Consider the following 22209-nt stretch of genomic DNA (forward strand, 5'->3'; position numbering starts at 1 on the left):
CTAATTGGTTGAGGGCTCAGGCGGCAAGCCCTGAGCGCAGCGTGGGCACAGGCAGCTGCGGTTGCGCTGCTCGGGCGCCAGTTTGGCCAACTGCGCGGCATCGACCGGCACGCGAAAACACCAGCATTCTGTCACCGGTGCGTCGGCGCCAGCCTGGGCGCACTGGTTGAGCTGTCCGCAGCAGGGGCAGCGGCGGGTGTCATCACTCACGCGATTTCTTCACACAGGCGGTTGCGGCCGCCCTGTTTGGCCCGGTACAGGGCGCGGTCGGCGCGGGTGATCAGCTGATCCAGCGACTCATCGGCATGCAATTGCGCCAGGCCGATGCTGGTGGTGATGCGCAGCTGCGCGCCGTTGAAGCTGATGCTGCTTTGCTCGGTTTGCTGGCGGATTTTTTCGCCCAGCTCGCGGGCCTGCTCGGGCGAGGTGTCCTTGAGCAGCAGAATAAATTCTTCGCCACCCCAGCGGCAGATGATGTCGGATTGGCGCACGGTGCTGCGCAGGTTGCTGGCAAAGCGGCGCAGCACTTCATCACCGGCCATATGGCCGTGGCTGTCGTTGAGCTGCTTGAAGTTGTCCAGATCGAGCATCAGGGCGCACAGCGCGCTTGGGCTGCGCCGCACTTCCTGCACGGCCTGGTTGGCCAGCAGGTCGAAGCCACGACGGTTGGGCAGCTCGGTCAGCAGGTCGGTGGTGGCCAGGGCGCTGATGCGTCGCTGATAGCGGCGCAGCACCAGGCTGACCAGGCTGATGACGATAACGGTGACCACCAGGCAGATCAGCAGATTGAGGTATAGCGACTTGCGGATGCCGGCGACCGCGCCGTCTTCATGCTTGTCGACAAACAGGTACCAGTTCAGCTCGGGGATAAAACGCACATTGAGGAAGTGATCGCGGCCGTGTTCCTGATACTCGAAGTCGCCGCTTTGCGGATGCGGCAGCTTGGCCTGCAGTTCTTCCAGGCCGGGGATTTCACTGAGCGACTGGCCAACCCGCGCGCCCATCGGCCCGCCGCTGGCGCCGGTGAGTACCAGCAGGCCATTGGTGTCGACGAAGAACACGCTGCGCTCATAGCGCTGCTGGTAGGTGTCGATCAGCTTGACCACCGCATCCACGGTCAGGCCCACACCGGTCGCGCCGATAAAGCGCTGCTGGTAGTCGAACACCTTGTAGTTGATAAACACGGTCATGCGGTCGTCGTTGGCCATGTCGACGTCGACATTGATCTCGTACGGGGTTTGCATGTCGCGCACGCGGAAATACCAGTCATCGCGCGGCTCGTCTTCCTGCACCTGCTTGAGCACGCCCTTGGCCTGGTAGTAGGTGTGGGTCTTTTCCGAGACGAAGAAACTGGTGACCGTGGCGTAATGCTCCTGCACCTCGCGCAGGTAGCGGGTGATCTGCTCGGGGTCCTTCTCGCCGCCCAGCACCCAATCACGCACGTAGGTGTCGCGGGACATCATCGAGGAAATCAGGATGGGCCGAACCAGGTCCTTCTGGATTTCCGAGTAGACGTTGTCTGAGGTTAGCGGCAGCTCGGTGTTGATGATCCCGGCGCGGATTGAGTCGAGCGCGGTGTAATAACTGGCCAAAGAGGTGGCGAGGAAGCCACAACCGAGCAGAACCAGCAGCAACACAATCAAAGACCATTGGCGGGGCAGTGGGGATGGATGGGGCATGCAAGGCTCTGTTGGTTAAATAATCGCCGCATTGTAGCGCCCGGCACCGGCCGGCGCTGCTGAAACATGGGGCCTTGGCCGATTTACGGGCGCGCATGGCGCTTGCTGCGCCAGGCCTTGAGGACTATGGTGCGGCGACCAGAACGTTGAAAAACGTTGGCGAGGCAGCCAGCGCAATGCAAAAACAGGCGAGAAGCGGAGTTTACGAGCTGTAAATGAGCATTTGAGCCTGTTTTTAACGCCGCGATGGCAACGTAGGTAGTTTTTCAACATCTGGTACACGAAGAGTCTCCTTGGTGACCCGTACGCTGCTCGTACGCCTTGCTGATCTGCCCCTGACCGCAGTCCTTTCAGCACACCGAGCCCCCATGCCCAGCGCGCCTGCCAGCTATCGCATCAAATATTCCACCCTGAGCATCGGGCTGGAGGACTTTCACCTGTGTTCCTTGCGCGACAAACAGCAGTTCGCTGACCTCGACGGCCTGGCGGCAAAAGCCGGAATCTCCTCGGCCACCTGGCCGTTGTTCGGCCAACTGTGGCCGGCCGGTGAGGTGCTGGCGCAAACCCTGAGCGGTATGGCGGTTGAAGGGCTGCGTATTCTTGAACTGGGCTGCGGCCTGGGGCTGACCAGCCTGGTGTTGCAGCGCCTGGGCGCGGATATCACCGCCAGCGACTATCACCCGCTGGCGGGCGAGTTTCTGCTGCGCAATGCCGCGCTTAATCAACTGGAACCGGTGCCCTACCAGAGTTGCGACTGGGCCGAGGAATATCTGCAGCTGGGCCTGTTTGATCTGGTGATTGGCAGCGATCTGCTCTACGAGCGCGACCACCCCAGGCTGCTGGCCGGGTTTATCGCCCGTCATTGCAACCTCCAGGCGGCGGTGCTGATTGTCGACCCCGGTCGCGGCAACAGCGCGCGGTTTTCCCGGCATATGCTGGAGCACGGCTACCTGCAGCTGGCCGATAGCCTGAATCTGCTGGATAACCCGGATGCGCCGTTTAAAGGGCGCATCCTTAGTTATCGGCGCTAGCCTCCTTACACTTCCTCTAGCACCACCACGCGTTGGCCCGCACGCACCGGCGAGCCGGGTTGCACGCGTACCTCGCGCACCACGCCATCGCGCGGGGCGAGCAGGGGGATTTCCATCTTCATCGACTCCAGAATCACCAGCACATCGCCGGCTTTAACCGTGCTGCCAGCCTCTACCTGCACCTGCCAGAGGTTGCCGGCGATATGGCTGTCGATGCTGTGCAGGCCGGCGCCGAGCGGGGCGTCTTCGCCGAGATCGGCGGCGACTTCCTCACTCTCGTAGTGCGCCTGGCCGGAAGCGATCCAGCGCTGGCGTTCGGCGTCGAAGGCCGCGCGCTGCTGGTTGCGGAAGGCGTCGATGCCCTCAGCTTCGCGGTCGAGAAAGGTCTGATAATCGGCCAGGGCCAATTCACTGTGCTCTATGCGCAAGTCATAGCGGCCCAGGGGGAAGTCACGACGGATACGCAGCAGCTCGTCCGCTGAGACCGGGTAGAAGCGGATCTGGTCGAAGAAGCGCAGCAGCCAGGGCTTGCCGTCGAACGCGGCCACTTCGCGGTAGCGGTTCCACATCTGCAGGGTGCGGCCGACGAACTGATAACCGCCGGGGCCTTCCATGCCGTACACGCACATATAGGCGCCGCCGATGCCCACCGAGTTCTCGGCGGTCCAGGTGCGCGCCGGGTTGTAGTTGGGGGTGACCAGACGGTGGCGTGGGTCGAGCGGGGTGGCCACCGGCGCACCGAGGTAGACGTCGCCCAGGCCCATCACCAGGTAGCTGGCTTCAAAGACGGTTCTGTACACCTCATCCAGATTGGGCAGGTCGTTGATGCGGCGGATAAATTCCAGGTTGCTCGGGCACCAGGGCGCGTCTTTGCGCACCGTGGTCATATATTTCTCGATGGCCAGCTGGCAGGCCGGGTCATCCCAGGACAGCGGCAGATGGACGATACGCGACGGCACGCGCAGGTCCTGCGCGGCGCACACCGCGTCCCATTCGCCGGCGACTATGCCGAGCAGATCGCTCAGGGCGAGGGTTTCCGGCTGGTAATGCACCTGTAGCGAGCGAATGCCGGGCGTTAGGTCGATCACCCCAACCAGCTGCTTGGCCTCCAACGCCTGCATCAGCGCATGGCCACGGAAGCGCAGCACCAGATCCAGCTCCGCCGCGCCGATTTCCAGCAGCAGATGGGTGTCGCCGGACAGGCGCGCGACCAGGCGTTTATCGGCTTCGCCGATATCGAGGACGATGGGGGAGGTGAGGTCGGCCACGGACAGGCCCCCTCTCCCTTTGGGAGAGGGCTGGGGTGAGGGGCTGTTGGTGCCGATAGAAACAGCCCTCACCCCCGGCCCCTCTCCCGGAGGGAGAGGGGAGACAAGCGTGCATTCGAGGTTGTTGGCTTTTGCCAGCTCCCGCGCTGTTGCGATATCCACCGGCGCAAAGCGCACTTTATCGCCCGCCTTAAGCTGTCCCAGCTGCCACAGGTCCGCCTCGATAATCGTCACCGGGCAGACGAAGCCGCCCAGGCTCGGGCCGTCCGGGCCGAGGATTACCGGCATATCGCCGGTAAAGTCCACTGCGCCAATCGCATACGGGTTGTCGTGGATGTTCGAGGGGTGCAAGCCCGCTTCGCCACCGCTGTCGCGTACCCATTCCGGTTTCGGGCCAATCAGGCGTACGCCGGTGCGGCTGGAGTTGAAGTGCACCTCCCAGTCGGTGGCGAAGAAGGTTTCGATATAAGCCGGGGTGAAGTATTCCGGCGCGCCATGCGGGCCGTAGATCACGCGAATTTCGCGCACAGCCGGCAGGGCGCGGCACAATTCGGCGGGCAGTTGCGCACCGGCTTGAAGGTCGGTCAGCGCGGGGATATGCAGCACGTCACCGGCACGCAGAGCACGGCCGCCGTGGCCGCCGAACTGGCCGAGGGTAAAAGTGCTTTTGCTGCCGAGATAATCCGGCACCTGCACACCGCCGCGCAGACTTAGATAGCTACGTGCCCCCGCGCCGGCAATGGTGCCAAGGCTCAGGGTGCTGCCAACCTTGATCAGCAGCGCGGTATTCAGTGGCTGTTCAATGCCATCGACGCTCAGTGGGATTGGCGCACCAGTCACCGCCACCACCGCATCGGCGTTAAAGCGCAGGGTCGGGCCGCTCATGGTGATTTCCAGGCCGGCGGCATCTGCCGCGTTACCCAGCAGACGGTTGCCCAGGCGCAGGGCGCGGCTGTCCATCGGCCCGGAAGGCGGTACGCCGACGGCCCAGTAGCCGAGGCGGCCGGGGAAGTCCTGCACGGTGGTCTGGGTGCCGGCGGAGAGCACCTCGAAGGTTTTTGCGGTGTAAGTCAGGCCTTCCAGGCAGCGGGTCCAGGGGTTACCGCTGGCAAACGGCGCGTCAGTGAGGATCTGCCGCAGGTACTGGCTATTGGTCTCCACGCCATACAGCACTGTGTCGGCCAGGGCCTGGCCTAGGGCGGCGCTGGCGGCTTCGCGGCTATCGGCCCAGGTGATGACCTTGGCGATCATTGGGTCGAAGTAGGGTGGGATTTCGCAGCCGGCTTCGACCCAGGTGTCGATGCGCAGGTGCTTGCCATCGGCCTTGGGGAAGTTTACGGCGGTAAGCAGGCCGGGGCTGGGCTGGAAGTCGCGGCCCGGATCTTCGGCGTACAGGCGCGCTTGAATGGCATGGCCGCTGGGTTTCAGCGTTTTCGCCAGTTCGCTTAACGGCGCCAGATCACCCGCCGCCAGTTCGATCATCCAGCGCACCAGGTCGACGCCCCACACCTGTTCGGTAACGCCGTGCTCGACCTGCAGACGGGTGTTCACTTCAAGGAAGTAGAAGCGCGCTGCCTCGCTGTCGTAGACAAACTCCACGGTGCCGGCGCTGCGGTAGCTGACTGCCTTGGCCAGCTTGATCGCCGCCGCGCAGAGTTCCTCGGCCATGCCGGCCGGCAGGTTCGGCGCCGGGGTCTCTTCCAGCACCTTCTGGTTGCGCCGCTGCACCGAGCAGTCGCGCACGCCGAGGGCCAGCACGTCGCCGCGACCATCGCCAAACACCTGCACTTCCAGATGGCGGGCGCGCTGGATGTATTTTTCGATAAACACGCCGCTGTCGCTGAAGTTGTTTTGCCCCAGGCGTTTGACTGCCTCAAAGGCATCGCTCAGCTCGGCGGCGCTATTGCATACGCGCATACCGATGCCGCCACCGCCGGCAGTGCTTTTCAGCATCACCGGGTAGCCCACCTGCTCGCCCGCGACCAGCGCGGCGTCGAGGTTTTCCAACAGCTCGGTGCCTTCGAGCATCGGCACGCCATATTGCTTAGCCAGGGCGCGGGCGGTGTGTTTCAGGCCGAATACGCGCAGCTGTTCTGGCGTTGGGCCAACAAAGGCGATACCGGCGGCCTCGCAGGCTTCGGCAAAGGCGGCGTTTTCCGAGAGAAAACCGTAACCGGGGTGGATGGCCGTGGCGCCGCTCTGTTTGGCCACGGCGAGAATCTTCTCGACCACCAGGTAGGTGCCCGCAGCCGGGCCTTCGCCCAGGCTGTGCGCCTCGTCCGCCTGCTGGATATGCAGGCTGGCGGCGTCGGCCTCGGAGTAGATGGCTACGCCCTGTACATCAAGGGCGCGTAGCGTGCGCAGGATGCGGCAGGCGATGGCGCCACGGTTGGCGATCAGCAGTTTGTTGAACATGGCGATGCCCTCGAAAGGGTGGGCGGGCCGTCCCGCGGTATTCGGTCTGCACCACGGTCGTCCGAGGTGGAAAATTCGTAGCCCGGATGCAATCCGGGGTGATGCTGTGGTTTTCCCCGGATTGCATCCGGGCTACGTTCACTACTGTAGGAGGGGCTTTAGCCGCGAGCTTTTAAGGTCAATTGCTCGCGGCTAAAGCCCCTCCCACATCCGTCTTTGTTCAGTCCCACACCAACACTTCAGCCGGAGTCGGGTTGTAGCCGTTGCATGGGTTGTTCAGTTGCGGGCAGTTGGAGATCAGCACGATCACGTCCATGTGCGCCTTGAGCTCGACGTATTTGCCGGCGGCGGAGATGCCGTCTTCAAAGGTCAGACCGCCTTCGGGGGTGACCGGCACGTTCATAAAGAAGTTGATATTGGCGCTGATGTCGGCCTTGTTCAGGCGGCCGTCGTGCAGGCTCGCGCGCAGGAAATTATCGCGGCAGCTGTGCATATAGCGCTTGTCCAGGGCGTAGCGCACGGTGTTGCTTTCCTGGGCGCAGGCGCCGCCGAGGGTGTCGTGGCGCCCGCAGGTGTCGGCGCTGATGGTCAGCATCGGCTGGCCCAGGTTGGAATACAGCACGCTGCCGGTGGTCAGGTACACGCGGTTCTGTTTGCGCAGGGTGCGTTGCACGTCATAGCGCTCGCGCGGGTTGCGCGCCGAATAGAACAGCGTATCGACCGCCTGGTTACCTTCCAGGTCGAGCAGGCGCAGGGTCTGGCCGGCTTTTACTTCGCAGAGAAAGGGTTCGCCAGCGCCGATGGTGGCGCGGTACACCGCAGCTTCCGGGTGCTTGTCGCTTGAGATAAGAGTCATGCTGGCCGGCCTCAGATATACAGACGTTCGGTGTTATGGAAGCCGCGGGCGTTTTCCGGGCGCGAGGTGCGGCACAGCACGCTGATGCCGTCGCTTTCAACCTTGTGCCAGCTCAGTTGCAGCGGCTTGGGCGCGTATGCGGGGTTGGGGTCCATGGGGTGCTGCAGGGCGGTCAGCACCACCAGCGTGTCCATCGGCGCGTACAGCTCGATGTAGTCGCCGGCCTTGGAGTTGCCCGGCTGGAAGTGGAAGCAGCCGTCGCTGTCGACCGTGACCTTGCTGAACAGGTTGAGGCACATCAGCAGGTCTTGCAGATTGAGGTTCCACTTGCCCATTTCCACCAGCAGGTTGTCCACGCCGTTGCGGAAAAAGCCGTTGCGCAGTTGCTGATAGTTGCCGTTGCCGTACTTCTCCTGCACCTCGGTGGCGTTCAGCACGCCGCCGAAGCTGTCATGCCAGCCGCAGGTATCGGCGGTAATGGCGGCGAGCACGCGGCCCATGTCTGAATACAGGCAGTGGCCGGCGGTGAGCTTGGCGGTGTGCTGGCATTTGAGGCTATCGGGCAGGTTCAGCCGTTCGCTTTTCTCGGCAGCGTTGAGCAGCAGCAGGCTGGCGTTGGCGCCGCCTTGCAGGTCGGTAATGCGCAGCAACTGACCGCGCTTGAGGACAAAGGATGTATGGCCGCCGCCGGGAACGAGTTCCTCGTAGAGCGTGGGGCGCAGGTTTAATGAGGCAGTCATCGGGTGCTCCTACAGGGCCGGTTGCAGGTTGCCGGCGATATGCGCGGGCAACGCTTCGACGGCGGCGCGGGTGGCGCGGCGGTCGCTGTTGAGGGGGATGTCGTAGGTGATGCGCGCGCCGAAGGCGTTCGGCGCGTGCGGGTCAATGCGGGTCTTGTCGAACACCAGCAGGCGGGTGCCGAGGCTGAAGCCTTCACTCAAGTCGTGGGTGACCATAAACACGGTGAGCTTGGTTTCGTGCCACAGCTCCAGCAGCAGGCCGTGCATGTCCTTGCGGATACCGGGGTCGAGGGCGCCGAAGGGCTCATCGAGCAGTAGCACGCGCGGTTGCATGATCAGCGCCTGGGCAATCGCCAAACGTTGCTGCATGCCGCCTGAGAGCTGGCTGGGGTATTTGTCCAGGGCATGGCCGAGGCCGACCTTCTTCAAAATGACCTCAGCCTGCGCGCGGGCGTCGCGCTTGGCGGCGCCGAACAGCCGGCCGAGCAGTTTTGAGCGCGGCAACTCCAGGCCGATGGCAACGTTATCCAGCACGCTCAGGTGCGGGAACACCGAGTAGCGCTGAAACACCACACCACGGCTGCTATCAGGTTCGGCAGCCAGCGGCTGGCCGCCCAGCAGAATCTCACCGCGACTGGCGCGCTCCTGACCGAGCAACAGGCGCAAGAAGGTCGATTTACCGCAGCCGGATGCACCGACCAGGGTGCAGAACTCGCCTTCGTTGATCGACAGGTTGAGTCTTTCCAGTACGACCTGATCGCCGTACTCCTGCCAGACGTTCTTCACTTCGATAAAGGCGCTCATGCCTTGGCCCCCTCGTACCAGGGGAAGCACACGCGGATGGTCTGGCGCAGGCCCAGGTCCATCAGCCAGGCAAGCAGGGTGATCCACACCACGTACGGCAGGATCACATCCATGGCCATATAGCGGCGCACCAGAAAGATCCGATAGCCCAGTCCGTCAGTACTGGCGATGGCCTCAGCGGCAATCAGGAACAGCCAGGCCGAACCGAGCACCAGGCGCAGGGCGATCAGCAGGCGCGGCAGCAATTGTGGCAGCACCACGCGCAGGATCAGGGTCCAGGTGCTGGCACCCAGGGTCTGTGCCTTGATCAGAATTTCTTGAGGAATCTCGCGGGCGCGCTGCTCCAGATCACGAGCCAGCACCGGGGTGATGCCGATGACAATCAGCATGACCTTGGACAGCTCACCCAGGCCGAAGGTGATAAATAGAATTGGCAGAATCGCCAGCGGCGGCACCATTGACAGCACCGTGAGCAATGGCGAGAGCGGTGCACCGAACAGCGGGATAATCCCGGCGGCGATACCCAGGCACAAACCTGCCAGTGCGGCGATACCAATGCCCAGGCCCAGGCGTTTGAGGCTGGAGGCGCTGTCTTCCCAGAACAGATAGTTGCCGCTGCGCTTGTCTTCGGTAAACGCCAGTCGATCAACGGCAGCGGCCATTTGCGCCGCGCTGGGCAGCAATTTGTCATTCGGGTTTTCCGCCAAGCGTGCCGTGGAGCCCGCAAAGTAGGCGAACAGCAGCAGGGCGAAGGGTAGCAGGATCAGCAGCAGGCGACCGCTGCGATCCGGGTGGCGATTGATCAGGCGCATGGGGAATCCTTTTGGTAGGAGCGGGCGGGACGCGTAGTCCCATGCCCGCGAGTGGTTTCGCGGGCATGGCCCGCTCCTACGCTCTCATTACAGCGTGCCGTCAGCCGCCATCTGCATATAGCTCGGGTCAAAGCGCAGCTTGAGGTTGCCCTTGTCGCCGGTGACGATGCCTTTGGCGAAGCTCATGCCGATGGCATCAGCGCTTTGTGCGCCTTCGCCGAGCAAGCCGTGGCCGAAGGAGAACTCCGCGACCTTGGTCATGGTGGCCGGCAGTTTCGGGCTGGTGGCGAAGGCCACGGCGTCCTTGGCCGAATAGAACATCTTGGTCGCCGCCAGTTGTGCGTCATAGCCGGCCAGGTCGGTGCCGGAGGCCTTGGCCATATGCTCGCGAGCCGCCTTGCCGGCCGGGGTGTCGGCACTCATGGTGGCCATGATTTCGTACCACGCGCCGGTCAGCGCTTTGCCGAAGGCCGGGTTGTCCTTGAGCGTGTCGCTGTTGACCACCATCAGGTCAATGATCTCACCAGGGATCTGGCTGGAATCGAACACCTTGGTCACGCCAGGCGTGGCTTCAATTTCGGCCAGCAACGGGTTCCAGGTGGTGACGGCGGTGACGTCGCTGGTGGAGAAGGCGGCGACCATGTCAGCGTCGGAGGTATTGACCACGGTCAGATCTTTTTCGCTGAGGCCGGCTTTTTCCAGGCCGCGCGCCAGCAGGTAGTGGGAAACCGACAGCTCGACCAGGTTGACGTTCTGACCCTTGAGGTCACCCAGGGTTTTCTTCTCGCCCTTGAGCACGACGCCGTCGTTGCCGTTGGAGAAGTCGCCGATGATCAGCGCGGTGCTGTCCACGCCGCCAGCTGCTGGAATGGTCAGGGCGTCCATATTGGTCATGGTGCAGCCGTCGAACTGGCCGGCGCTGTATTGGTTGATCGATTCAACGTAATCGTTGATCTGCACCACATCGATATTGATGTCGTACTTTTTCGCCCACTTGTCGACGATGCCTTCGGCGGCACCGTATTCCCACGGCATCCAGCCGGCGTAGATGGTCCAGCAGACGCTGAAGTCGGTTTTCGGCGCAGCGTGGCTATTGAGGCTGATGGCGGCAGCAAGGCCGGCGGCGAGCACTGTACACAGACGGGGCTTACGCATGGTGGAACCTCCAGTTCGAAATGGGCGGGCAGGAGTGCGCGGCGGTTTCCCCACGGGTGGGGCGCGTTCTCCCGGGCTTTTATCCCGCCGTGTAACCTCGAAGGAGGTCGCCAACTCTCGGACCAGTCACCCGCAGCTCTGTTGATTGCGGATCGGAACCCTAGTCAGCTATTGCAAATTGTGGTGCCGCGATCCCGCCGCAGCGGGTTGTTCCTGCACGAAGTAGGTATTGCGAACATCGTGCCAGCTTGATCTAGCCCGCAGGCACGCGGTTTCTGCTGACGCCAGGCCAGGGTTGTGCGCCCTGGCGGTGCGTGACGGTGCCTGCGTGCTGCATTGCGGGGCGCTGCGCGTTACAGATTTTTCTCGGCGGCCATCTGCATATAGCTGCCATCGAAGCGCAGCAGGATATTCTCGGCATTGCCCAGGCTGCGTTCACCGCTGAAGGCGATGCCCAGCTTGTCCAGGCCCTTGCCGTCGTGGCCGAGCAGCTTCTGCTGGTCAGCAAACTGGGCGACCCGCTGCATCAGCTCGGGCATCTTGTTGGCGCGTGCAAAGGCCAGGGCGTAACGCGGCGAGTAGAACGAGCGCAGGGTGTCGAGTTGCTGGCTGAAATCCTCCGGGGTAGTGCCGGCGGCGCTGGCCATCTTGGCTCGTGCTGCGCGTCCAGCATCGGTGGGCATGCCCATCAGCAGCTGGGTTTCGAACCAGGCACCGGTCAGCGCCTTGCCCAACTCCGGGTGCGCGGCGAGGACCTTGCTGTTGACCACAGTGAGGTCGACGATCTCGCCGGGAATCAGGTTGGAACTGAACACCTGGCTGACCTGGGTCTGTTGCTTGATCTTGGCCAGAATCGGGTTCCAGGTAATCACCGCATCGCCTTGCCCCGCGAGAAAGGCCTCGGCAATCTGCGTGTCGGAGACGTGCTGGATGGTCACATCCTCAGGCGTGAGCAGGGCCCATTCCAGGGCGCGGCTGAGCAGGTAGTGCGATACCGAGTTCTCCACCAGCAGCACGGTCTTGCCCTTGAGGTCCTTCAGCGTCAGGCCCGGGCCGCGCAGCAGAATGGCGTCGGCGCCGTTGGAGAAGTCGCCAATGATCAGTGCGGTGGAATCCACGCCTGCAGCGGCCGGGATGGTCAGCGCATCCATATTGGTCATTGAGCAGGCATCGAATTCCCCGGCGCTGTAGCGCTCGATGGAGCCGACGTAATCCGGCACTTCGCTGACTTCGATGCGGATGCCGTACTGGTCGGCCCATTTTTTCACGATGCCTTCGTTGGCGGCATAGCCCCAGGGCATCCAGCCGGCGAAGATCGACCAGCACAGCTTGAAGGTTTTCGCCTCACTCGCCGCAACGGCCGGTTGCAGCAGCAGGGCGGCGAGCAGGCAGGTGGCAGTCAGGCGGGCGAGCAGGGTGGATAGCGGCATGGGTAACCTCGGGTCAGTCAGCGGGAACAGGAAAGCGAACAGCAGTGCTGTGCGTTCTCCCGGGCTTTTATCCCGCCGTGTAACCCCATGGCCGTGGCCACTGCGTGAGGTCGTCGACTCTCGGACCAGTCATTCGCTTAAGGCTTGCTTAGCGAACCGGAACCCTAGTCGACCATTGCCGATTGTCTGGCTGCAAGCTGCTTGCCGCCGTACGCATTTCCTTGATGCGCAGAACGCTAAGCGAGGACTGTGCCAGGTTGGCCTGTGTAAGCCGAAACGAAGGCCGTATCGACGTTGAAATAATTTGTCATGAAATCTGCTGCTTAGGGCCAACGCACTGGATGGCCTGCGCCGTTGTCTATTCATTGGGAGCAATCCCTGGCAGCGACAACGGTCGCTGCCGTACCCGCGGTCGAAGGAGGCCGCTATGTCATACAAATCCATGCTGCTGGCGTTGTTGGTTTTGTCTTTAAGCGGTTGTGCGGTCTACGGCGGCGGCAGTGGCTATGGCCACCGTGGTTATGATCGCGGGCCTTCTACTACCTATTATCAGGTGCAACGCTACCCGGTTTATGTGGTGCCGCAGCCGCAGCGCTATCAGGCTTATCAGTCCGACGGGCGCCGCTATGATGAGCACCGTCAGCCACCGCGCTATTACGTGCCGGCCCCGCAGCCGCGCCATTACCAGTCGCACCAATACCAGAAGCGCCATGATTACCGCGTGGCGCAACCGCAGGCTGGCTGGGATGGCCGTCGTGATCGCGACCACTCGCGCAACAACCATCAGCAGCAGCGTCCACAGCGCCATGATGTGCTGCGTAATGCTGAGCCACGCGGTGACTATCGACGCGAGGGCCGGCGTGATGATCGACGCGATGATCTTAAGGGCTGGGAGCGGCAGCGCAACTGACCGCCGTGTCTAGGCGCGCTGCGAATCCGGAGCGCCTTCAAGCTGACGGCCGAAGAGTCGATCTTCGGCCAGTATCTCTTCGCGCATAGCCTGCGCCGCCGGTGACAGGCTATGCCCAGCGCGGCTGATCAGGGCGTAGGCGGATTGCTCGGTCAACGCACCTGCTTCCAGCGGCAGCCGGGCCAGGCGTCCGGTCTGGATATCCTCGGCCACCACATCCCAAGGCGCCATGCTCAGCACGTCGCTATCGGCCACCAGGGCTTTGAGCACCATAAAGTTGTCGCACTGAATACTTAACGGTTGTTCACGGCCGCTAAGTGCGCGCAGGTTTTGCTCGACCGCCTGCGGTAGCTGGGTGCCGGCAATCGGGTAATCGAGCAGGTCATGCATACGTAGCGTTGGTTGTTCCAGCAGTGGATGCTCGGGACGGCAGAACAGCACGCCGCTATGGCGTTGCAGCGGCTCGATGGACAGCAGCGTGTCGCCTCGCAGCTCGCGGCTGTCAGCGACAAACAGCTCCAGGGCGTCATCCAGCAGACTGCTGCGCAGTTCCAGCCAGTTGCCAATCTGCAGATTGACCCGCACCCGTGGATAACGCTGCGCCATGCGTCCCAGTGCTCGTGGCACCAGGCGCGCGGCAGGATAGGGGCCAGTGCCCAGGCGCAGCTCACCGGTTTGTAAATTGCCCAGTTGGCTGACGGCGTTTTTCAGTGCACGACTGCCGGCCAGTAGACGCTGAGCATGCTCAAGCACCAACTGGCCATGGGTAGTCAGGCTGATGCCGCGGCTGTGCCGGTCGACCAGGTTACAGCCGAGGCTGGCTTCCAGTGCCTGGATGCTGCGGCTCAGGGCCGGTTGGCTGAGGTGCACGGCTTCGGCGGCACGGGCGAAATGGCCGTGTTCGGCGAGGGCGACAAAGTGGCGGAGTTGGCGAAGGTCGTTCATGCGCTTTATGCATCGCTATTGGTTTTGGAATGCATTGGAATTATTGACTTCGATTGGCCAATCTTCCAGCACATCCAATAACAATGAGCGTCTGCGCATGTTTTCACTCAATCGAACTGCCGCCGTGCTGCTGAGCCTGGCGTTGCCATTGGCGAGCCAAGCGGCCTTGCCTGAAGAACAGATAACCGCCTCGATCAATCCAGAGCTGGCTGAGCACAGCAAGCACTTCGCGCAGAAGGTCTACCAAGTGGCCGGCAACGTCTATTCCGCCGTCGGCTGGCAGCTGGGCAACGTGGCGATGATTGAGGCGCCGCAAGGGCTGATCATCATCGACACCGGTGAGGCGGTCAGCGAGTCGCGCAAGATCATGGCCGAGTTCCGCAAGATCAGCGACAAGCCGGTCAAGGCCGTGGTCTACACCCACTTCCACCCGGACCATATCAACGGCGTAAAGGCCTTCGTCAGCGAAGAGCAGGTGCGCAGCGGCGAGGTGCAGATCATCGCCCATGAAACCCTGCTGGCCAATGTGGTGGCTCAGGGCGCGCTGGTCGGGCCGATTCTTTCGGTGCGTTCCGGCTACAGCTTTGGTGCCGGCCTGCCGGACAGTGACCACGAGCAGATGAACGCCGGTATCGGCCCGCTGGCCAAGGTCGAGGCCTCGACCTTTATCGCGCCGACCCTGACCTTTAAGGACAAGCTCGACACCCGCATCGCCGGCCTGGACCTGCAGTTTCTGCATGTGCCCAGCGAAGCACCGGACGAGATCATCGTCTACCTGCCGGATAACCGCGTGCTGATCAGCGCCGAAGTGGAGCAGGGGCCGACCTTGCCGAATATCCACACCCTGCGCGGCACCAAATTCCGCGACCCGGTGGTGTGGGTTGAAAGCCTGGACAAGCTGCGCGCGTACCAGGCCGAGCATATGGTGCCGCTGCACGGCCGTCCGGTCAGCGGCCAGGATAAGGTCGAGGAAGTGCTGCGCATGACCCGCGACGGCATCGCCTATATCCACGATCAGAGCGTGCGCTGGATGAACAAGGGTCTGACTCCGGACGAGCTGGTCGAGAAGGTCAAGCTGCCGCCGCATCTGGCCGGCTACACGCCCTATCTGCGCGAGTACTACGGCACGGTGAAACACAGCGTGCGGCAGATCTATAACGGTTATCTAGGCTGGTTCCAGGGCGACCCGGTGGCGCTCGATCCGCTGCCGCCGAAAGACAAAGCCGAGCGTCTGATCGCCCTGATGGGTGGCCGTGAGAAGCTGCTGCTGGCCGCCGGTGACGCCTACCTCAAAGGCGATTACCAATGGGCCGCTGAGCTTTCCAGCTATGCCATTCAGGTGGACAACGAGGACAAGCTGGCCCGCGATATCAAGGCGCGCAGCTTGCGCAAGCTGGGCTACGCCAGCATGAACATCAACTGGCGCAACTGGTACCTGATGAGCGCTATGGAGCTGGAAGGCAAATTTACCGGTGATAAGGTGCAGCAGATGGCATTGAGCATGCGCAGCGCCTTTCTCTCGGCGGACATGCTGAAGACCTTCCCGGCGCGGATCTTCCTGCAGAACTGGATTACCCGGGTCGATCCGGACAAGGCCAATGATGTGCAGCTGACCCTGGGCTTTAGCTTCCCCGATATCGGCGAGGAGTGGGCGCTGGAGGTGCGCCGCGGTGTGGTGCAGTTGCACCAAGGCATCCCCGAGGGCACCACGCTCAAGCTGACCCTCGACAAGGCGTATCTGGACACCGTGATGAGCGGCGAGAACGGCCTGCTCAAGGGCGCGCTGCTGGGCGATGTAAAGGTTGATGGCAGCTTGCTGGAGATCAAAACTTTCCTCGGCTGCTTCGATTTCAGCGATGAACCGATTGCCCTGACGCTGCGTTGAGTGTTGTTGCGTCACTCGACCCGACCAAAGTGCGGACGCGCCTGAGGCATTATCAGGGCAGACTGCTCAGGTTTTTCACCTGGCTGACTGACCTGATTAAGGAGTGCTTTATGCCTGTTCTGATATTCGCCAAAGGCGCACTGGCCGCGTTCTGGCTACTGGCGCTGCTCAACCTGCTCTACCCCATGGGCGAGGGCTGGTACCTGGCGATTAACCTGATTGCCGGCGGCCTGCTGCTGGCGCATCTCGGCGAGCTGCTGTTGTTCAAAGCGCGCCTGGTTGGTCAGCCGCAACCCTGGTTGCAGCGGGTGCAGGTGCTGTTGTTTGGCTTTGTGCATTTGCAGGGTTTGACCCGCGCCTAAGCCGTCTCTGTCTTTCGAGCAACGGTCGTATATCCGCAACGGGTAATGCGACCGTTATCGCAAACGAGCTGCTCCCCATCGGCGAATTGCCCCCGCAGCGGCTGTGGACATTGTGTTTTGTCCCCGTGCCCCGCACCATGACGGCCGTCGTGCCACCGCCACTTCCCCCGTGCCAAATCTGATTCTGCCAAGCGCCCGCTGCTGCAGGGTTGAGTCCTGTGCCAGCCGGATATGTGCGCCTGCACTGACCTGAATTATTGAACCGTAATCGAGTCCATATTTTTCCGCAGTAGGCTCGACAGGAGTGGTTGATGTCGTTGTTCAAGCAGCTGTTTATCGCCATCTGTGTGCTGATGCTGGTGAATTTCACCGGTAGCTTTCTGGTCAGCGTCGAGAGTTCGCGCGAGCAACAGGTCAACCAGCTGCGCGCCCATGCCCAGGATGCCGCCACGGCCCTGGGCTTGTCGCTCAGCCCGCATGTCAATGACACCGCGATGATCGAGCTGATGGTCAGTTCGATTTTCGACAGTGGTTATTTTGAAAGTATCCGCGTGACCGATCCTGCGTCCGGTGAGCTGTTGGTCGAGCGCAGCGGCGTGCCGGTCAGCGGCGAGGCGCCGCAGTGGTTCGCGCAACTGGTCGACCTAGAAGCCGCGCAGGGCGATGCGATTGTCAGTGACGGTTGGCGTCAGGCTGCACAGGTAACGGTGGTCAGTCATCCGCTGTTTGCCGTCGGCAAACTCTGGCAGAGCACTCTGGGCAACCTGCTGTGGCTGACCCTGAGCGGCGTGTTGTGTATTGCTCTGGGTGTGCTGCTACTCAAGCGTCAGTTGCGCCCATTGGACTATATGGTCGAACAGTCCAATGCCATCGCCCGACGTGAGTTCCTCAGCTTGCCGGAACTGCCGAAAACCCCCGAGTTTCGCCGGGTGGTCAATGCCATGAACCAGATGGTTGGCAAACTCAAGGCGCTGTTTGCCGAGGAAGCCGCGCGCAGTGAAGTGCTGCGCGCCGAAGCCTACCAGGACAGCCTGACTGGATTGGCCAACCGGCGCTATTTCGATTTGCAGCTGCACGCGCGGCTCAACGTTGAGGAGCAGGCCTGCAGCGGTTATCTGCTGTTGCTGCGGGTTAATGACCTAAGCGGCCTCAACCAGCGCTTGGGCGGCCAGCGTACCGATCAATTGCTGATCAGCATCGCCGAACAGTTGCAGCAGCTCAGCCAAGGCCGTTTTGTTCTGGCGCGCAACCGTGGCGGTGAGTTCGCCCTGCTGGCGCCGGGGCTTGAGCGCAGCGAAGCACTGCAACTGGCCGAGCAGCTTGAGCAGAGCCTGCACAGCCTGCAGCAGACCGGTGCCAGTGACTGCTTGCCAGTGGCCCATATCGGCTTGACCAGCTTTGCTCCCGGCGCGGCGGAAGACGAGCTGTACCGTGCATTGGATGCGGCTTTGGCCCTTGCCGCCAGTCAGGCGCAGCCGAGTTGGGCGTTCAATGAATTGGCCGAGCAATCGCTGGCTGTGGACGAGGGGCAAAGTTGGTACAACCTGCTGGATCAGGCGCTGGAGCAGGGCCGTATTCAGTTGTTCTTCCAGCCGGTGGTGGCTGCCGACGAACCCGCGCGCGTGCTGCACCACAAGGTGCTGGCGCGGGTGATGGATGAGCAGGGCGGGGTGATTCCCGCTGGGCGCTTTCTGCCTTGGGTGGAGCGTTTCGGTTGGGCGGCGCGACTGGATCGGGTCATGCTCGGTTTGGTGCTGACGCAACTGCACGGTCATTCAGCGGCCGTGGCGCTGAGCCTGTCCGGCACTAGCATTCGCGATCCCCAGGCGCTGGCGGCGTTGTATGCCCAGTTGCAGCAACACCGGCAACTGGGGCCGCGCCTGACCCTGGAGCTGGATGAAGATCAATTACCCGATCAGGCCGCGCTGGAAAACCTGACCCAACGGTTGCGCAGCCTGGGCTTTGGCCTCGGCTTGCAGCATTTTGGTGGACGCTTCAGCATGATCGGCAACCTGGCCAAGCTGGGCCTTGGTTACCTCAAGGTTGATGGCAGCTATATCCGCGATATCGATCAGGAAAACGACAAGCGCCTGTTTATCGAAGCCATGCAGCGCGCAGCCAACAGCATCGACCTGCCGCTGATTGCCGAACGGGTGGAAAGCGAAGGGGAATGGCAGGTCCTGCGCGCCATGGGTATCAACGGTGTGCAGGGCCGTCTATTTGGTGAGCCGGGACCTTGGCGTTGACAGCACGCTTTTGTAGGAGCGGGCTTGCCCGCGAGCTTTTGTCAGCCTGACGCGTCGTTGACCTAGGATCAGATCAGCTTCGATTCGTCGTCGTTGATCAGTCGATGCAAACCACCCAGAGCGTCCCGCGCCTTACTACGGCCGACCAACTTGCCTTGCGCCGCTTCCGGTAGATCAGTGATGCGCACCACACCCTTGCGAATCAGCACGGTAATCAAGTCTTCCAGTACCCGGATCATGTCCAGGTCGCTCTGCTTGAGCTGCAGCAGGCTGCTTTCTACGCTCTGATTGGCATACCAGGCTTCTGCTTCCTGGCTGTCAGCCAGTAGCTCGCCATCCATACCCTCGAAAGGCGCCGCCTCAACCTGTTGCAAATTGCCCCAGGCATCGCGCTTTACATACAACATCGACCGCTCCTTGCCTCGTTGGCTGCCCTGAATAAACAACCCCGCTTCCTTATGGTAGCGGGGTTGTGGTCATCAGTTATGGTCGATTTTGATCATCGGGTCGGCACCGGCGATCAACGAGTTGACCAGATCAGACTGGCTGAGATTGCCAGGGTTGATATTGAAATTACCGCCGCTGCCATTCTCCAGCTTGATGGTTACATCGGCGTTGCTGCCGCTGGCATTGAGCACCCCGGTGCTGCTAATCAGTAGGGTGGATGTTGCGGTGTCCACACGCAGGTAGTTGAGGATATTGCCGTCATTCTCGCCTTGCAGCAGATCATGCAGGTCAATGCGGTCACCTTCGCTGGTGTTGAAGTCCTTGATTACATCCCGGCCACCCGCAGTGTTCAGGTCGCCGCGCTGCCAGAGGAATAGATCCTTGCCTGCGCCGCCAGTCAGCGTGTCGTTACCGAGGCCGCCACGCAGAATGTCGTCTCCGGCACCACCATTGAGGATATCGTTACCCGCTTCGCCATTGAGGAAGTCGTTGCCGGCATCGCCATTTAGTGTGTCGTCGCCGATACCACCATACAGATGATCGTTGCCGGCACCGCCGTTGAGTGTGTCATTACCGGCACCGCCGTAGATCAGGTCATTACCGTCACCACCGTTAAGGGTGTCGTTGCCGTTGTAGCCACGTATCAGATCATTACCCGCTGTGCCGGTAAGGGTGTCGTTGCCGGCGGTGGCGTTGGTCAGTGTGTTAGTGGTTTCACTGATAGTGACGCTGAACGATTGCGCACTACTGGCGCTGTGGCCATTGGCTGCTTCTGTTGCGGTGCCGGTCAGCGTCAGGTTCAGCGTTCCGGTGTAGCCAGCAGGAGGCAGCAGATGCAGGTTGCTCAGGTCGCTGGCAGTCAGGGTCCAGCTGCCGTTGCCATTGTTGGTACCTGCGCTCAGGCTAGCGCCAGTCGGCAGCCCTGACAGTACGAGGCTCAGTGATTCTGAACCGTCCTTGTCGACCAGTTGTGCGGCGAGTGATAACGCAATCGGTGCGCCGTACAGCGTGGTGTTACCACTCTGGGTGAAGTTGGTATTTGTTAGCGACAGAGACGAATCTTTGAGGCCGTCGCGGCCATTGAGTACCAGCCAGCTGAAGCTGTAGTTACCACTCTGTGTCGCGGTATAACTGAATGTGCCGTTACTGGTGAGGCTCGGAAACTTAGACTCTGACGAGTCCACCAGGAAGGCATTACGGTTACCTGCGGGGTCTGTCACGATCAATACGACCAAGTCGTTGTAACCACCCTGTACTTCGCTGGCGATGTTCTCGCCATTGGTGAATGAGTAGTTCCAGTTGATCGTCGTGCCGTTTGTCATGCTGTAGTTGGACTGTGTCAGCTTTCCATCAACCACATCGACGGTGCCGGTGTGATTAACATTCGGCCCGGTCGGGTTAAAGCGGTTATCAAGGTAGCCAGCATTCAGGCCCAGCTCGGCCTCCAGATTGGCTTGCGAGATACCATCGCCAGCGTTGAGTGCTGCCGTGTTGATCGGCGTGTCGGTGCTGCCCGTTGAGATCACTGTTGCGCCGGGGTTGAGCACGAAAATGTTGGACACTGGCGAGATCAATGGTGCATCGGCCTGCGGTGTGACTGTTACGGTAACCTGAGCGCTCGCAGTGCCGCCTTTACCATCGCTGATGCTGTACTGAATCAGTGCCGTGCCACTGAAGTTGCTGGCAGGCGTAAAGTTCAGGGTGTTATTGGCGTTGACCACCACAGTGCCATTGCTGGCGGTGGCCCCGGTAACCGTCAGAATGTCGCCATCAACATCTGTGTCGTTGGCCAGCACGTTAATGGTGACCGATGTGTCTTCATTGGTTATGGCGCTATCAGCAACTGCCACAGGTGCGTCGTTAACCGCTTTTATGCCAATCGTTACTGTAGCTGTGGCAAGCCCGCCTAGACCGTCACTCACGGTGTAAGTGAAAGTTGCCGAACCGTTGTAGTTGGCATCGGGGGTGAAAACGACATTCCCGCCAACCAATGCGACCGTACCGTGGGTCGCTCCCTGCACGCTAAGGATGCTTAGTGCATTGCCATCCGGGTCGCTGTCGTTACCCAGCAGTGTGGCGGGAGTAATTGTCAGGGCTTGATCTTCGTTGGTCACCAGCGCCGGGTTCTCATGCTGTAACGAACTGCCACCCACAACGCTGTAGCTACCGCCTTGGGGGCGAAGTTCAACGGTCAGCTGAGCATTGCCATCCTGATCCCAATAGACAATTTCGAACTGCTGTGCACCGCCTTCTGGCACCGTGAAAACCACAGATTCGCGCGCTGTTGGGCCCTGGTTGCCGTTGTACTCTGCGACCGTTTGGCCATTGATACGGATACTGAAGCCGTCATCTGCTGTTACGCGGAATTGGTAGTTACCAGCGGCCAGATTAATCAAACCGCTGAGTTTGAGAATGGCGTCAGAGGTATTCGCTGGGTCGCTCGAAAGGCTTGAGGCATCACCACCCAGGAAAGTCTGCAGGTTCGTGCCATTGCCCAAACCTCCATTACCAATAGGGCCATAGTTCAAACTTGTGGCTGTGAAGGTTGCCGTGGGAGCACGGCCATTGATAAAGGTTTCTACCTGGCCGAGGTTGGTCAGATTGGCACCATTGACTCCTTCGTTGTAGCCAAAGTACTGACCGACCAGTCCGGAAACCAGGTAGTTGTCGTTACTGGCAATCGGATCGCTATTGAGGTTCAGGCTGCCAGCACCACCGGCATTGCCCGCCAGGTCGGTATAGCTACCTGCCGGCAGGCTGACGCTCGGCGAGCCGCCACCGGTTGAGGTGAAAGTAGCTGTCCAGACTGCTGGATTACCTGCAGACTGCACCAGATTGCTGATCGTGCCGCCTGTAGGAACGATGTCGCCTGCAGTAAAGCCGGTGACCGACTCGCTGAAGGTGAAGGTCAGCGTTGTGGCTTCCCCGACTGACAGGTTGCTATCGGTAGTGCTGATGACAACGGTTGGGGAAACCGTATCAATGACCTGCTGAGCTTGCGCTGCAATGTTCGGGTTGCCTGCTGAGTCTGTGGCTGCGCCTGCAGGCACATTGACAGTGATATTCCCATTAGTGTTTCCCGCCGGGGTGACAACCAGGGTGTAGGTCAGGCCATCGACAGTGGTGAAGGCGCCTTTGGTGCCGTTGGTGACGGCCACGTCATCGGCGGTAAAGCCGGTGACCGCTTCACTGAAGGTGAAGGTAAAGGTCACAGGGCCGTTGGC

General features: G+C 61.4%; 18 protein-coding genes and 2 riboswitches. Of the genes, 5 read left to right on the forward strand and 13 right to left on the reverse strand.

The window, feature by feature from the left end; genetic code table 11:
* Genes Q8M42_RS08365 through Q8M42_RS08375 form a run of 3 tightly spaced genes read right to left on the reverse strand, consistent with a single transcriptional unit; the run spans position 1 to position 1961 of the window.
* Positions 1-210, reverse strand: coding sequence for a cysteine-rich CWC family protein (locus tag Q8M42_RS08365; protein WP_304868023.1), 210 nt, complete (start codon positions 208-210; stop codon positions 1-3).
* Positions 207-1679: a sensor domain-containing diguanylate cyclase gene (locus Q8M42_RS08370; protein ID WP_304868024.1), complete on the reverse strand. Its 1473-nt coding sequence runs from the start codon at positions 1677-1679 to the stop codon at positions 207-209. Before Q8M42_RS08370 ends, Q8M42_RS08365 begins: the two co-directional genes overlap by 4 nt.
* Before the next feature lie 15 nt (positions 1680-1694).
* Positions 1695-1961, reverse strand: coding sequence for a hypothetical protein (locus Q8M42_RS08375; protein WP_304868025.1), 267 nt, complete (start codon positions 1959-1961; stop codon positions 1695-1697).
* 86 nt (positions 1962-2047) lie between these two features.
* Here Q8M42_RS08375 and Q8M42_RS08380 point away from each other — a divergent pair, with 86 nt between their 5' ends.
* Entirely contained in the window at positions 2048-2710 is a 663-nt protein-coding gene (locus Q8M42_RS08380; RefSeq protein WP_304868026.1) for a methyltransferase, read from the forward strand.
* A 5-nt stretch (positions 2711-2715) separates the two neighbouring features.
* Here Q8M42_RS08380 and uca read toward each other — a convergent pair whose 3' ends face one another.
* The 7 genes from uca to Q8M42_RS08415 all read right to left on the reverse strand — a co-directional run bounded on the left by uca (position 2716) and on the right by Q8M42_RS08415 (position 12190).
* Entirely contained in the window at positions 2716-6393 is a 3678-nt protein-coding gene (gene uca / locus Q8M42_RS08385; protein WP_305284021.1) for an urea carboxylase, read from the reverse strand.
* Between the two features lie 220 nt (positions 6394-6613).
* Complete coding sequence (locus Q8M42_RS08390) at positions 6614-7249, reverse strand: urea amidolyase associated protein UAAP2 (RefSeq protein WP_304868028.1); 636 nt, start codon at positions 7247-7249, stop codon at positions 6614-6616.
* Between the two features lie 11 nt (positions 7250-7260).
* Positions 7261-7989 (reverse strand): urea amidolyase associated protein UAAP1, encoded by a 729-nt coding sequence (locus Q8M42_RS08395; RefSeq protein WP_304868029.1) that lies wholly within the window; start codon positions 7987-7989, stop codon positions 7261-7263.
* A gap of 9 nt (positions 7990-7998) precedes the next feature.
* Positions 7999-8793, reverse strand: a complete 795-nt coding sequence (locus Q8M42_RS08400) for an ABC transporter ATP-binding protein (protein WP_304868030.1) — start codon at positions 8791-8793, stop codon at positions 7999-8001.
* Positions 8790-9605, reverse strand: coding sequence for an ABC transporter permease (locus tag Q8M42_RS08405; RefSeq protein ID WP_304868031.1), 816 nt, complete (start codon positions 9603-9605; stop codon positions 8790-8792). Before Q8M42_RS08405 ends, Q8M42_RS08400 begins: the two co-directional genes overlap by 4 nt.
* A gap of 87 nt (positions 9606-9692) precedes the next feature.
* Positions 9693-10760, reverse strand: coding sequence for a putative urea ABC transporter substrate-binding protein (locus Q8M42_RS08410; RefSeq protein WP_304868032.1), 1068 nt, complete (start codon positions 10758-10760; stop codon positions 9693-9695).
* Positions 10761-10826: 66 nt separating this feature from the next.
* Positions 10827-10935: riboswitch (guanidine-I (ykkC/yxkD leader) on the reverse strand.
* Positions 10936-11113: 178 nt separating this feature from the next.
* The gene (locus Q8M42_RS08415; RefSeq protein WP_304868034.1) at positions 11114-12190 is read right to left on the reverse strand and encodes a putative urea ABC transporter substrate-binding protein; all 1077 of its coding nucleotides are present in this window, start codon (positions 12188-12190) and stop codon (positions 11114-11116) included.
* 54 nt (positions 12191-12244) lie between these two features.
* Positions 12245-12369, reverse strand: a riboswitch (guanidine-I (ykkC/yxkD leader).
* Positions 12370-12617: 248 nt separating this feature from the next.
* Here Q8M42_RS08415 and Q8M42_RS08420 point away from each other — a divergent pair.
* The gene (locus Q8M42_RS08420) at positions 12618-13100 is read left to right on the forward strand and encodes a hypothetical protein (RefSeq protein WP_304868036.1); all 483 of its coding nucleotides are present in this window, start codon (positions 12618-12620) and stop codon (positions 13098-13100) included.
* Positions 13101-13109: 9 nt separating this feature from the next.
* Here the strand turns inward: Q8M42_RS08420 and Q8M42_RS08425 are convergent, their stop codons facing one another.
* Positions 13110-14045: a LysR family transcriptional regulator gene (locus Q8M42_RS08425; protein WP_304868038.1), complete on the reverse strand. Its 936-nt coding sequence runs from the start codon at positions 14043-14045 to the stop codon at positions 13110-13112.
* Positions 14046-14142: 97 nt separating this feature from the next.
* Here Q8M42_RS08425 and Q8M42_RS08430 point away from each other — a divergent pair, with 97 nt between their 5' ends.
* From Q8M42_RS08430 to lapD, 3 genes are all read left to right on the forward strand, one after another.
* Positions 14143-15930: an alkyl/aryl-sulfatase gene (locus Q8M42_RS08430; protein ID WP_304868040.1), complete on the forward strand. Its 1788-nt coding sequence runs from the start codon at positions 14143-14145 to the stop codon at positions 15928-15930.
* 110 nt (positions 15931-16040) lie between these two features.
* Positions 16041-16292, forward strand: coding sequence for a DUF1145 domain-containing protein (locus Q8M42_RS08435; RefSeq protein WP_304868042.1), 252 nt, complete (start codon positions 16041-16043; stop codon positions 16290-16292).
* Positions 16293-16603: 311 nt separating this feature from the next.
* Positions 16604-18538, forward strand: a complete 1935-nt coding sequence (lapD, locus tag Q8M42_RS08440) for a cyclic di-GMP receptor LapD (protein WP_304868044.1) — start codon at positions 16604-16606, stop codon at positions 18536-18538.
* A 68-nt stretch (positions 18539-18606) separates the two neighbouring features.
* Here lapD and Q8M42_RS08445 read toward each other — a convergent pair whose 3' ends face one another.
* Positions 18607-18945 carry a tryptophan synthase subunit beta gene (locus Q8M42_RS08445; protein ID WP_304868046.1) on the reverse strand — a complete coding sequence of 113 codons (339 nt, stop codon included), beginning with the start codon at positions 18943-18945 and terminating at the stop codon, positions 18607-18609.
* A gap of 72 nt (positions 18946-19017) precedes the next feature.
* Complete coding sequence (locus Q8M42_RS08450) at positions 19018-22197, reverse strand: tandem-95 repeat protein (protein ID WP_304868048.1); 3180 nt, start codon at positions 22195-22197, stop codon at positions 19018-19020.
* Positions 22198-22209 lie beyond the last annotated feature (12 nt).

The sequence above is a fragment of the Pseudomonas sp. genome (genome assembly GCF_030684895.1).
GTDB lineage: Bacteria > Pseudomonadota > Gammaproteobacteria > Pseudomonadales > Pseudomonadaceae > Aquipseudomonas.

Coding starts and splice junctions, on each gene's coding strand:
- Q8M42_RS08370 (WP_304868024.1), bottom strand. CDS start 1,679: ATGCCCCATCCATCCCCACTGCCCCGCCAATGGTCTTTGATTGTGTTG.
- Q8M42_RS08380 (WP_304868026.1), top strand. CDS start 2,048: ATGCCCAGCGCGCCTGCCAGCTATCGCATCAAATATTCCACCCTGAGC.
- uca (WP_305284021.1), bottom strand. CDS start 6,393: ATGTTCAACAAACTGCTGATCGCCAACCGTGGCGCCATCGCCTGCCGC.
- Q8M42_RS08390 (WP_304868028.1), bottom strand. CDS start 7,249: ATGACTCTTATCTCAAGCGACAAGCACCCGGAAGCTGCGGTGTACCGC.
- Q8M42_RS08395 (WP_304868029.1), bottom strand. CDS start 7,989: ATGACTGCCTCATTAAACCTGCGCCCCACGCTCTACGAGGAACTCGTT.
- Q8M42_RS08400 (WP_304868030.1), bottom strand. CDS start 8,793: ATGAGCGCCTTTATCGAAGTGAAGAACGTCTGGCAGGAGTACGGCGAT.
- Q8M42_RS08405 (WP_304868031.1), bottom strand. CDS start 9,605: ATGCGCCTGATCAATCGCCACCCGGATCGCAGCGGTCGCCTGCTGCTG.
- Q8M42_RS08410 (WP_304868032.1), bottom strand. CDS start 10,760: ATGCGTAAGCCCCGTCTGTGTACAGTGCTCGCCGCCGGCCTTGCTGCC.
- Q8M42_RS08415 (WP_304868034.1), bottom strand. CDS start 12,190: ATGCCGCTATCCACCCTGCTCGCCCGCCTGACTGCCACCTGCCTGCTC.
- Q8M42_RS08420 (WP_304868036.1), top strand. CDS start 12,618: ATGTCATACAAATCCATGCTGCTGGCGTTGTTGGTTTTGTCTTTAAGC.
- Q8M42_RS08425 (WP_304868038.1), bottom strand. CDS start 14,045: ATGAACGACCTTCGCCAACTCCGCCACTTTGTCGCCCTCGCCGAACAC.
- Q8M42_RS08430 (WP_304868040.1), top strand. CDS start 14,143: ATGTTTTCACTCAATCGAACTGCCGCCGTGCTGCTGAGCCTGGCGTTG.
- Q8M42_RS08435 (WP_304868042.1), top strand. CDS start 16,041: ATGCCTGTTCTGATATTCGCCAAAGGCGCACTGGCCGCGTTCTGGCTA.
- lapD (WP_304868044.1), top strand. CDS start 16,604: ATGTCGTTGTTCAAGCAGCTGTTTATCGCCATCTGTGTGCTGATGCTG.
- Q8M42_RS08445 (WP_304868046.1), bottom strand. CDS start 18,945: ATGTTGTATGTAAAGCGCGATGCCTGGGGCAATTTGCAACAGGTTGAG.